This window comes from Actinoplanes sp. NPDC026670 (assembly GCF_040638175.1).
Lineage (GTDB): Bacteria > Actinomycetota > Actinomycetes > Mycobacteriales > Micromonosporaceae > Actinoplanes.
In genome coordinates, this window is sequence record NZ_JBEZXU010000088.1 from 34,388 (window position 1) to 46,207 (window position 11,820).

The 11,820-nt window shown below is 68.9% G+C and carries 7 protein-coding genes; 4 read left to right on the plus strand and 3 right to left on the minus strand.

Going from position 1 to position 11,820, the window contains the following annotated elements; all coding sequences use genetic code 11:
• Positions 1 to 246 precede the first annotated feature (246 nt).
• Both AB0E94_RS47140 and AB0E94_RS47145 read right to left on the minus strand, forming a co-directional pair.
• Positions 247 to 528 carry a hypothetical protein gene (locus AB0E94_RS47140; protein ID WP_360341378.1) on the minus strand — a complete coding sequence of 94 codons (282 nt, stop codon included), beginning with the start codon at positions 526 to 528 and terminating at the stop codon, positions 247 to 249.
• Positions 529 to 694: 166 nt separating this feature from the next.
• Entirely contained in the window at positions 695 to 2,413 is a 1,719-nt protein-coding gene (locus AB0E94_RS47145) for a GAF domain-containing protein (RefSeq protein WP_360341381.1), read from the minus strand.
• Between the two features lie 132 nt (positions 2,414 to 2,545).
• Between AB0E94_RS47145 and AB0E94_RS47150 the strand changes: the two genes are divergently transcribed.
• On the plus strand, positions 2,546 to 3,196 hold the full coding sequence (locus AB0E94_RS47150; protein WP_360341384.1) for a response regulator transcription factor: 651 nt from the start codon (positions 2,546 to 2,548) through the stop codon (positions 3,194 to 3,196).
• A gap of 305 nt (positions 3,197 to 3,501) precedes the next feature.
• Positions 3,502 to 5,118, plus strand: coding sequence for an IS1182 family transposase (locus tag AB0E94_RS47155; protein WP_360341387.1), 1,617 nt, complete (start codon positions 3,502 to 3,504; stop codon positions 5,116 to 5,118).
• A 209-nt stretch (positions 5,119 to 5,327) separates the two neighbouring features.
• Here the strand turns inward: AB0E94_RS47155 and AB0E94_RS47160 are convergent, their stop codons facing one another.
• Positions 5,328 to 7,844, minus strand: a complete 2,517-nt coding sequence (locus AB0E94_RS47160; protein WP_360341390.1) for a GNAT family N-acetyltransferase — start codon at positions 7,842 to 7,844, stop codon at positions 5,328 to 5,330.
• A gap of 670 nt (positions 7,845 to 8,514) precedes the next feature.
• On the opposite strand from AB0E94_RS47160, the gene pflB reads away from it, so the two are divergent.
• Positions 8,515 to 10,776 (plus strand): formate C-acetyltransferase, encoded by a 2,262-nt coding sequence (gene pflB, locus AB0E94_RS47165; protein ID WP_360341393.1) that lies wholly within the window; start codon positions 8,515 to 8,517, stop codon positions 10,774 to 10,776.
• Complete coding sequence (gene pflA, locus AB0E94_RS47170) at positions 10,773 to 11,597, plus strand: pyruvate formate-lyase-activating protein (RefSeq protein ID WP_360341396.1); 825 nt, start codon at positions 10,773 to 10,775, stop codon at positions 11,595 to 11,597. Before pflB ends, pflA begins: the two co-directional genes overlap by 4 nt.
• The last annotated feature ends 223 nt before the right edge of the window (positions 11,598 to 11,820 follow it).

Below are 11,820 nucleotides of genomic sequence, written 5' to 3' on the forward strand. Positions count from 1 at the left end.
ACAGCGGTACCGGCAGACCTGGCTCGCTTCCTGTCCTGCCCGATCCCTCCGGCTGCCCCGAGCGGGTGTCGGGATGGTGCCTGTGGTTAATGCTCGACCGTCTAACTGGGCAAGGAGAGATCCGCTTACGACGCCCGGAAACCGTTTCCAGGCCGCTCAGTAACGCATGGAACCAGCTGGCGTCCTCGGCTGGGCCCGACCCGTGATGGGAAGGACCGGACCGGACTGCACGCCCTATCCCGGCTCCTACGCGGCGCCGGACGTGAGCACCGCATACAGAAACGCACCGTACGCCGGGAGCGCGAGCAACGCGATGCGCCGGCCGGCGGCCGGCGCGCCGAGACCGGCGGCAATCGCTGCGATCGCGAGGATCAGCCAGGTGAGCGAGTGCGCCCAGCGCAGGGCGACATAGGTGAACCCACTCGTGTCGCCGGCCTGCTCAGATGGCCACACGAAGATCCAGACAACGGTGAGAACGAGGCACAACGCGGCCCAGACGAACGCGGGAACCCCGAACAGCTTGATCACATCGGCAGGGTAGGGCCCGTCCGCAAACCGGGCTTGGCGCTGCCAGCTTCGCGGGCCGGTGCGCCGCGGCTGACGCCTTCGCCGTGCCGCCCTACGGACTGGATTATGGGCGGTGCTGCGGTGCTCCTCACGGGTTCTGATCCGGCAGGACCGCCACCGTGCTGGATCAGTGTGGCAGTGGGACACGCCAGGTCACGACGGTTCCCCTACCGTCGGGCCCGGGCCCGACGGTGAAGGTACCGCCCAGGTCGTCGGCACGGTCACTCATGTTGACGACCCCGCCACGGGCCAGGTTCGGGTCGAGCCCGATACCGTCGTCCTGGACCTGCAGGATCACGTGCTGGTCGGCGACCCGCACAGAGACCCGGACGCTGCGGGCCTGGGCGTGCCGGGCGACGTTGGACAGCGCTTCATGGAGCACGGCGATCAGTTCGGGCACGATGTCGTCGGGCACGGCGCTCTCGACCGGCCCGACCGTGTCCAGCGATGGCCGGAACCCGAGGGTGTCCAGGGCCGCGTCGCAGGTGTCACGGAGTTCGGTGCGCAGGGTCGCTCCGACCGGTGCCCGTAGCTCGAAGATCGATCGGCGGATGTCGCGGATGGTCTCGTCGAGGTCGTTGACCGCCGCGTTGATCCTAGTCGCCGCTTCCGGACGTACCTGGCCGACGGCGCCCTGCAGTTGCATGCCGGTGGCGAACAGCCGTTGGATGACCACGTCATGCAGGTCCCGGGCGATGCGTTCGCGGTCTTCCAGAACCAGGAGCAGTTCGCGTTCCTCCTGAGCGCGGGCCCGTTCCAATGCCAGCGCGGCCTGTCCCGCGAACGCCACCAGCAGGACCGCGTCCTCAGCGCCGAGCAGCACGCCGGACGGCTGCGCGATGATCAGGACCCCCAGCGGTCCGTCGATCCCGGCCAGTGGCACTGCCAGTGCCGGGCCGGCCGGTACCGGGCCGGGCCATTCGGCTGCGGCCTGCAGATCGGCAAGCGGCCGGTGCCCGGCGTTGGCGATCTCGGCCACGACCGAGGCGTCGAGGTCGACGGGTTTGCCGGCCAGCCCGCCTTCGGCGGGGCCGGCGCCGTCGGCGACCTCGATGACGTAGCGGCTGTTCGCCTCGTCGTGCAGTAGCACCATGACCAGATCGGCGTCCGACAGTTCCCGGGCCCGCCGAGCGATCAGTTGCAGCGCCTCGGTACGCCGCACGGCACCGAGGAGTACCGAGGTGATCTCCGCGGTGGCGGCCAGCCACCGTTCGCGGCGCTGGGCGACGGCGAACAGGCGGGCGTTGTCGATCGCGACGCCCGCCGCGGCGGCCAGCGCTACGACGATCTCCTCGTCATCGTCGCTGAACTGCTCGGCACCCTGCTTCTCCGCCAGATACAGGTTCCCGAAGATCTGATCCCGGGTTCGGACCGGTACCCCCAGGAAGCTGTGCATCGGAGGGTGATGTGCCGGGAACCCGTAGGAGTCGGGATGCTCGGTGATGTCGGGCAGCCGCACCGGCCGCGGATCGGTGATCAGCAACCCGAGGACACCCTGCCCGTGCGGCAGGTCACCGATCCGTGCATGGGTCTGCGGGTCGATGCCGTGGGTGACGAAGTCGACCAGGTCGGTACGGTCGGCGCCGATCACCCCGAGCGCCCCGTACCGCGCGCCGACCAGCGCGCAGGCTGCTTCGACGATGCGTTGCAGGGTGCTGCGCAGGTCTAGGTCAGTGCCGATTCCGACGACCGCGTCCAGTAGCGCCCGCAGCCGCTCCCGGCTGGAGACGACCTCACCGACCCGGTCGAGCATCTCCTGCAACAGCTGATCCAGGCGCACCCTCGACAGCGGGCTCAAACCCAGCGACGGGACCTCCGGCCGCCCGTCGGCGGATCGCTCAACCATGACCGACAGGCTATCGGTCACGTATGGACGCCGATGCGACACCACACCCGCCAGAGGACTCCAGGAATCGGTTGTCCAGAGGCGTAGGACCTGTCTTGGCGGGTTCGGCTACCGGACGGTAAGAAGAAGGACATGATTCGTGTGTTCCTGCTCGACGACCACGAGGTCGTCCGCCGTGGCCTCGTCGACCTGCTCCAAGCCGACGGCGACATCGAAGTGGTCGGCGAGTCCGGCTCCGCGCAGGAGGCGACCCGCCGGATCCCGGCGCTGCGGCCTGACGTGGCGGTCCTGGATGGCCGCCTGCCTGACGGTAGCGGCATCGACGTGTGTCGGGACGTGCGCGCGGTGGACTCGTCGATCAAGGGCCTGATCCTGACCTCCTACGAGGATGACGAGGCCCTGTTCGCCGCGATCATGGCCGGCGCCTCGGGCTATGTGCTCAAGCAGATCCGCGGCACCGACCTGGTCGACGGTGTGCGCCGGGTTGCCGCCGGTCAGTCGCTGTTGGACCCGGCGGTCACCCAACGAGTCCTGGAACGCATCCGCCATGGTGTCGAGCAGCCTCGGGAACTGGCCGTCCTCACCGAGCGGGAACGTGAGATCCTGGAGTTGGTCGCGGAAGGACTCACCAACCGCGACATCGCCGGCCGTCTGTTCCTGGCGGAGAAGACGGTGAAGAACTACATCTCCAGCCTGCTGGCCAAACTCGGACTCGAACGCCGCACCCAGGCAGCGGTGCTGGCCACCCGCCTGCTCGGTGAGCACCCCCACCCACCCCGGTGAAGCTGGCCCGGGCCGATTCGGTGCGCGGCGGCCACGCCGGACATCGGCCGGGGCAGGCCACGTGAGCCGAGTCGCCGGGGCTGCTCGCGGACCGTAGCCATACGGCTCTGGCCAGGTATGACAGGCCGGGCGTTGCGATGAGGACGGTTGGCGGAACTTCAGCAGGAGTTCTCCGTGGAACCCCGGCCGTTCACGACTCCGTTGGGGAATGGCCAAACCATCCAGATCCATCCGTTGGCATGATTATCGTGTCGATCGGGTGGAAAGGGTTCAGTGTGTCGCTGCAGTCGTGGGACGACCGTGGGGTGCCTGAGTTGACCGCGCGGGTCGTCCGGGCATCGTTCCCGAAAGGCACCCTGGCCATACGGATCCGTGACGCGCTGGGCCCGGTGTTCACCGACGAGACGTTCGCGCAGGCGTTCCCAGCGGCAGGCCGTCCGGCAGCGTCGCCGGGAGCATTGGCGCTGGTCTCGGTGTTGCAGTACGCCGAAGGACTCAGCGACCGGCAGGCCGCCGACCAAGTACGGGCACGGATGGACTGGAAATACCTGCTCGGTCTGGAACTCGACGACGCCGGGTTCGACTTCACCGTCCTCACCGACTTCCGGACCCGGCTGATCACGCACGGTATCGAGGAGAAGGTCCTGGACGCGGTCCTGGACCGGTGCTCCCAGCTCGGGCTGCTGCGCGCCGGAGGCCGGCAGCGCACCGACTCCACGCATGTCCTGGCGGCGGTACGCACGCTGAACCGGATGGAGTTCGTCGGAGAGACCCTGCGGGCGGCTCTGGAGGTGCTGGCCGCGGCCGCGCCGAGGTGGCTGGCACCGTTGATCGATTCCGGCTGGACCGAGCGCTACGGCGCCCCTGTCGATTCCTACCGGTTCCCGAAGGGTGACGATGTGCGGGCCCGCTGGGCCGAACAAGTCGGCCGTGACGGCTACCTGATCCTGGACGCGATCGCTGCCGGCGGCGCACCGGCCTGGCTGCGTGAGATCCCGGCAGTGCAGGTCCTGGCGACCGCGTGGCAACAGCAGTACCAGCGCGACGGGCAGGAGGTGCGCTGGCGGGAGGGCAAAGACCTCCCGCCGAGCAGAGACCGGCTGTCCTGCCCCTACGACCTTGATACCCGATATGGCCTCAAACGCGGTAAAGGCTGGTGCGGCTACAAAGTGCACCTCAGCGAGACCTGCGACTGCGACGTCCCGCGCCTGATCACGAACGTGGCCACCACGGACGCGACGGTCACCGACACCGAGATGACCGAACGCATCCATCAGGATCTGGCCGCCCGGCGGCTGCTGCCCGACCAGCACGCGGTCAACGGCGGCTATGTCACCGCCGCTCATGTCGTGACCGCCCGCGACGAACACCGTGTCGATCTGCTCGGCCCGGTCGGACTGGACACCAACAAGGGCGAGCGCCTCCCACAGTCCGCATTCCACGTCGACTGGCAGGCCAAGACCGTGACCTGCCCGCAGGGCAAGACCAGCATCAGCTGGTCCGTCCAGCGCAAGAACAGCGGCACCGAACTCGCGCGGGTCCACTTCGCCGCCGCCGACTGCACCGGCTGCCCGCTCCGGACGGCCTGCACCACCGCCGCCGCCGACAGTAAATGGGGACGCAGTCTCACCCTGCTTCCCGCAGCCCAGCAGGAGATCCTCGACATCCGACGCCGCGAGCAAACCACCGAACAGTGGCAGCAGGACTACCGCATCCGGGCCGGTGTCGAAGCCACCATCTCCCAGATCACCCGCCGCACCGGCATCCGCCGCACCCGCTACACCGGCCTCGACAAGACCCACCTCGGACACCTGTTCGCCGCGACCGCCGTCAACATCATCCGCATCGACGCCTGGCTCACCGACACACCGATCGGCCGCACCAGAACCAGCCACCTCGCCCAACTCGGCCTCGCCGCCTGACCGGCAAAAACATCACGTTTGCCCATTCCCCAACGGAGTCATTCATGGGCGGGTAGTTGACAGGTTCTGCCATCAAACGGGTGGATGCCCGCAGGACTCGGCTCCTGACACGAGGGTCCGTCTGATGCCGAAGAATAGATAGCCCGCCGGAAGCGGTGTCGGCGCAGCGGCTCCACGCTGCGCGGGTCCGGGCCTGGCGGCCGGTGTTGTCAGCCGGCCCCGGGCTGCGGCAACTGCCGAAGGAGAGGATCGTCGTGCGGGCGTGGCGGTGCCAGCCGCAGCCTGGCACCGGTCACACAGATGCGGTCCGGGTCGGTGAGCATGGCTTGCAGGTGGAGCTCGGCGATCTCCGGGTGGTTGTTGCCGAGCCGGTCCATCCGGGACAGCAGGTCTTTGAGCGCTCGGCCGGCCGGCCGGGTCAGCAGTGGTGCGTAGCGCAGGGAACGCCACATCTGGTCGACGTCCAGGTCGGTCATCGGAACGAGGCGGATCATGTCACCGGCCGGGGTGCGGGCGTCGTTGTCGGCGGTCAGCTGGAGTAGTGGCCCGAACTCGGGATCCTGAACCAGGCCGACTATCAGTCCGGCTCGTACGGGGAGAGCTGGGGGCGTGGAGATCATGATGCCGTAGGCGGCCAGGATGCCGGCGGTGCGGTTCGGTGGCTGCCAACCGTGCCCGGTGGGTAGGGCAGCGTGAATGGTGGCGTGTGCCTGTCGCGCGTCGATGCCGGTCGGGTCGGTGCGCCGGGGGTGCGGCAGATGCCGCCGGTCGGCGTAGTCCGCAGCGTGGGCCAGTGCCCGTACGGCGTGTTCGGGCGCGCCGAACACGGGTGGATGCTGCCCGTGCGGTCGCCGTAGGGCACCGTCATCCGGGGTGATCGTGATCGCCCAGGTCAGGTCAGGGTACCGGGCCAGGGCGGGTTGCAGGGCGGCGAGGAACTCCTCCGGCCGGGCCACCCGGCTCGGGGCGATCACGAGGAGCATCATGTCGAGAGTGCCGAGGCCGGCCAGTGCCGTCGCGGCCGCGGCGAACGACTGCGGCGTTGCGTCGGGGCCGAGGTAGACCGGGTTGCCGACGGCCGCGTCCGGCGACACCAGTACGGCCAGCCTGCGCCGGGCAGGCCCGCGGAGTGGCGTCATCCGCAGCCCGGCGGTGTGCGCGGCGTCGGCGGCGACAGTGCCGGGGGTGCCGGTGTTGCTGATGACGGCGAGCCAGCGCCCGGACGGCAGCGGCTGGCAGGTGAGCAGCCGCGCAGTGTCGACCAGTTCGGCGACGCTGCCGGTGATGATCGCTCCTGCCTGGCCGAGCAGAGCCCGGGTCACGGGGTGGCCGTTGTCGAGGGCGAGGACCGGTTTGCGGCGTGATATGGCCTGGACGGCACGGGCGAACTTGCGAGGATTGCCGATTGATTCCAGGGCCAGCACGACGGCGTGGGTGGCGGGATCGTCGAACCAGTAGGCGAGCAGGTCGATACCGCCGATGTCGGCCTGATCACCGACGACTGCCAGCGTCGACACGCCACCTCCGGCACGGTCCACGACGGCCGCCGCGACCTCATCGCAGTCAGAGGCCACGCCCAGCCCGCCTGCCAGGGGGATACCCGGCGTGACGCCGGTGTGGAGGTGAACCTGGGCATCGGTGTTGACGACGCCCCGGCTGCCCGGGCCGAGCAGGCGAATGCCCAGACTGCGGGCCAGCCTGACCGTGGCGGCCAGCAGTGGCGGGCCGTCCGTGCCGGTCCCGGCAGGCCTCACCAGGACCGCCGCCCGGGCGCTGACCGCGGCGCCGTCGGCGAGCACACCGGGGATCTGATCGGCGGGCAGGTCGATGATCAGGAGGTCCGCCGGCTCGGGAACGGTTCGCAGGCTCTCGTGGACGGGCAGGCCATCGATGCTGGTGCCGGCCGGTGCTATGGCGTACATCCGGCCGGTGAAGCCGTATTCCTGCAGCGTCCGCACCATCCGCCGGCCGTCCGGGTGACCGGCCCCGATCACGGCGATCGCGCGTGGGCGCAACAGCGCCTGCAAGGACGCCCGCTCAGCGGTGCGGTCACGGTCGTCGACCGCCTGCCGGGTCTGCTCGTCCTCACCGGTGTGCACGCTGACGTCGACGACACCCTGCTCGAAATGGGCCCAGGCCCGCGGGCTGAGGTCGTGGGCGACGCCCAGCATGTCCCGGTTGCCGGGCAAGACCTCACCGACCAGTTCGGTGACGCCGAGACGGCGGGCCCGGGAAGCGAGATGCTCAAGCAGCAAGGTGCCGATGCCCCGGCCGTGATCGTGATCGGCGACGAACACGGCGAACTCGGCCCGCGACCCGTAGTCGAGACGTTCACAGGATGCGACCCCGAGCAGACGGCCGGCTTCGCAGGCCACCAGGGCCAGGAACCGGTCCGAGGGCGGCCGACAGAGCCGGTCGACCTCCGCCGCCAGGGTTGCCGCGGCGGGATAGGAGAAGAACCGCAATCGCAGATTCTCGAGTTCGGCGCCGCTGTACAAACCGGCGAGCTCGCGCCGGTCCGACGCGACGACCGGCCGGATGGTGATGATGCCACCGTCCACGGCCAGCGCATCCACGCCCGCCGTATCGTCCCCGATGCTCGGCGGTGGTTCCTGCCCGGACGGGCCCGGCAACGCGCAACGACTGGTCCCAGGCGACGCCATCAGGCCGTCAGGGCCGGACAGTGAACCGGCGATTCTCTCGGCCGCGTCGGTGGAAGATCGCATGGCCCCTCCTGTACGGACTCTCCACCAATCATGATCGACATCGATGCTTGGTGGGCAGGGGAGATGTCCCCAGCGGGCAGGGCCGAACAGCCTGCGCTGCTCGCCGACGGTTGCCTGCACGACGGCAAGCCTGGCGGTGACGTCGCGGCGCCCCGACCGCAGATGCCTGGCTGCTGGACGGCTGGCCGAGACGATCCTGGTGATCGCGATCCGCCGGCCCACGAAGCCGGCAGAGCAGGTATGAACGCGACCACCTGGACGGCGGCACGCGACGATGCGGCAGCCTCCGGCACCGCCAACGTCGGAAACCAGGGAGGCCGTCACCTTCGGGCCGTGGCCCGGTTGCCGAGCGCGATTGTGTTGAGACGGGGTACAAGGACCCTGTTCGGGAGGGCGGATGCCGGGAGAAGCTTGAGCCGAGATACCTGTTGCGGGGCCGGGAGGTGGATCATGAGGTGGCTGAAGACAGCGATACGAGGCGGACATCCGCGCCAGCCGGCCATCGGATCATCCGGGTGAGCTGCGAACACCCGGGGCTGGCCGGACGCTCCAGCGGCTCAGTTCCCTGCCTGACGCGCCGAACAGCAACCGTCGGAAACAGCCCCTTCCCGATTTCAGCCGACCATGGGCCATCGACCGGTCCGACAGCTATACGACCTGGGAGAACGACATGAGCGCACCCGTCCTCGACGCGACCGTCACCGGCCTGGACCCGTGGCGTGGCTTCACCGGCGACACCTGGCGCACCGGCGTCGACGTGCGCGCGTTCCTGCAGGCCAACTACGAGCCGTACACCGGCGACGCCGCCTTCCTGACCGGGCCGACCGCCCGTACCACGGGGATCTGGCAGAAGCTGTCGGCGATGTTCCCGGCCGAACGCGAGCGGGGGATCTACGACGTCGATGCGGTCACCCCGTCGACGATCACCAGCCACCAGCCGGGCTACATCGACCGTGACAGCGAGCTGATCGTCGGTTTGCAGACCGACGCGCCGCTGCGCCGCGCGATCATCCCCAACGGCGGCTGGCGGATGGTCGAGGGCGGTCTGAAAGCGTACGGGTACGAGCCCGACCCGCAGGTGGCGGAGATCTTCACCAAGTACCGCAAGACCCACAACGCCGGCGTGTTCGACGCCTACACCCCCGACATCCTGGCCGCCCGTAAGTCACACATCATCACCGGCCTGCCCGACGCCTACGGCCGGGGCCGGATCATCGGTGACTACCGGCGTGTCGCCCTTTACGGCGTCGACGCGCTGATCGCAGCGAAGCAGGCCGACAAGGACGCGTGCGCGGCCGGAACGATGACCGAGGAGACGGTCCGGCGCCGCGAGGAACTGTCCGAGCAGATCCGTGCCCTGGCCGAGCTCAAGGCGATGGCCGCGTCGTACGGCTACGACATCTCCGCGCCCGCCGCGACCGGGCGGGAGGCGATCCAGTGGCTGTACTTCGCCTACCTGGCCGCGGTGAAGGAGCAGAACGGCGCCGCCATGTCGTTGGGACGTACGTCCACGTTCGTCGACATCTACCTGCAGCGGGACATCGCCGAGGGCCGGCTGACCGAGGAGCAGGCGCAGGAGTTGGTCGACGACTTCGTGATCAAGCTGCGGATCGTGCGGTTCCTGCGCACCCCGGAGTACGACGAGTTGTTCTCCGGCGACCCGACCTGGGTGACCGAGTCGATCGGCGGCATCGGCGCGGACGGCCGTCCGCTGGTCACGAAGACCAGCTTCCGGTACCTGCAGACCCTCTACAACCTGGGCCCGGCGCCGGAGCCGAACCTGACCGTTTTCTGGTCCTCGCAGCTACCGCAGGGATTCAAGGACTTCTGCGCCCAGGTGTCCATCGACACCAGTGCGATCCAGTACGAGTCGGACGAGCTGATGCGCCCACGGTTCGGTGACGACACGGCGATCGCGTGCTGTGTGTCGGCGATGGCCGTCGGTAAGCAGATGCAGTTCTTCGGCGCCCGGGTCAACCTTGCCAAGACGCTGCTGTATGCGATCAACGGTGGCCGGGACGAGAACTCCGGCGCCCAGGTCGGCCCGGCCCTGCCGCCGCTGGCCGGTGACTTCCTGGAATACGAGAACGTGAAGCTGCGGTTCGAGCTGATGATGGAATGGCTGGCCGCCACCTACGTCAACGCGCTCAACATCATCCACTACATGCACGACCGGTACGCCTACGAGCGCATCGAGATGGCCTTGCACGACACCGACATCCTGCGCACCCTGGCGTGCGGGATCGCCGGGCTGTCGGTGGCCGCGGACTCGCTGTCGGCGATCAAACACGCCACCGTCCGCCCGGTCCGCGACGACCGCGGCCTGATCGTCGATTACACCATCGAGGGGGACTTCCCGGCGTACGGCAACAACGACGACCGCGTCGACAGCATCGCCGCGGAACTGGTCGAGTCGTTCATGGCCAAGATCCGTAAGCACCCGACCTACCGCGGGGCGGTGCACACCCAGTCGGTGCTGACGATCACCTCGAACGTCGTCTACGGCAAGCACACCGGTAACACCCCCGACGGGCGGCGTGCCGGGCAGCCGTTCGCGCCGGGCGCGAACCCGATGAACGGAAGGGACTCCCACGGCATGGTCGCCGCCGCGCTGTCGGTGGCGAAACTGCCGTACGAGCACGCCCAGGATGGCATCTCGCTGACTACCACCGTCACCCCGAACGGTCTCGGCAACAGCCGTGACGAGCAGGTCCGTAACCTGGTCGGGGTCCTCGACGGCTACACCGCCACCGGCGGTTTCCACATGAACGTCAACGTGCTCAACCGGGCCACCCTGGAGGACGCGATGGCACATCCGGAGAACTACCCGCAGCTGACGATCCGGGTGTCCGGCTACGCGGTCAACTTCGTCCGGCTGACCAGGGAGCAGCAGGCCGACGTCATCTCCCGCACCTTCCACGGCGTGCTGTGACCGGCGCCGCCGTCCATCGCCCTGACCTGGGCATCACCCCGGTCACCACCCACGTGGTGCCGGAAGGGGAACTGGTCGGGTCGGTGCACTCGTGGGACGTGGTCACCGCCGCCGACGGCCCGGGCACCCGGTTCGTCACGTTCTTCGCCGGCTGCCACCTTCGCTGCCTCTACTGCCACAACCCGGACACCTGGGAAGGCCGCAATGGTCAGCACGTCACCGTCGACGATCTGGTCGCCAAGATGCTCACCTTCAAGGCGTTCATCCGCGCGTCCGGGGGAGGGGTGACGGTCTCCGGCGGCGAGCCGTTGCTGCAGAATCACTTCGTCGAGGCCTACCTGCGCCGCTGCAAGGCCGAGGGTATGCACACCGCCCTGGATACCGCCGGATTCCTCGGCGCCCGCGCCAGCGACCGGCTGCTCGACGACACCGACCTGGTGCTGCTCGACGTCAAGAGCTCCGATCCGGTGACATACCGCAAGGTCACCGGTGTGGCGCTGCACCCGACGATCGTGTTCGGTGACCGGCTCGCCGCACGCGGCAACCGGATGCGGATCCGGTTCGTGCTGGTACCCGGCCTGACCGACGATCCGGCGAATATCGCCGGCGTCGCCGACCTGGCCGCCCGGTGGGGCAGCACCGAGGCCGGGGGTGTGGTGGAGCAGGTCGACATCCTCGGCTACCACCGTCTGGGCGTCACCAAGTACCAGGAACTTGGCCTTCGTTACCCGCTGGCCGACACCCAGCCTCCGACGGCGGACCAGCTGGCTGCGGCCGCCGCCCATTTCACCGAGCGTGGACTGCCAGTGACCACGTCCTGACGCATGGCGGGCCTGCCCGGTGGTGACCGGCGTCCTGACAACCGGTTCGTCGTTTCGGGCACGAACGGCGGGTCGGGCACCAGTTTGTGGTGCCGGACCCGCCGTCAGTTTCTGTTCAGCTCTCGGCCCAGTCCCCCAGCGACCAGTCCCGGACCTCGGGCATGTCCTCCAGGTGCTCGACCACGTACTTCTCGTGCTTCTCCAGCTGCGCCTCGCACCACGC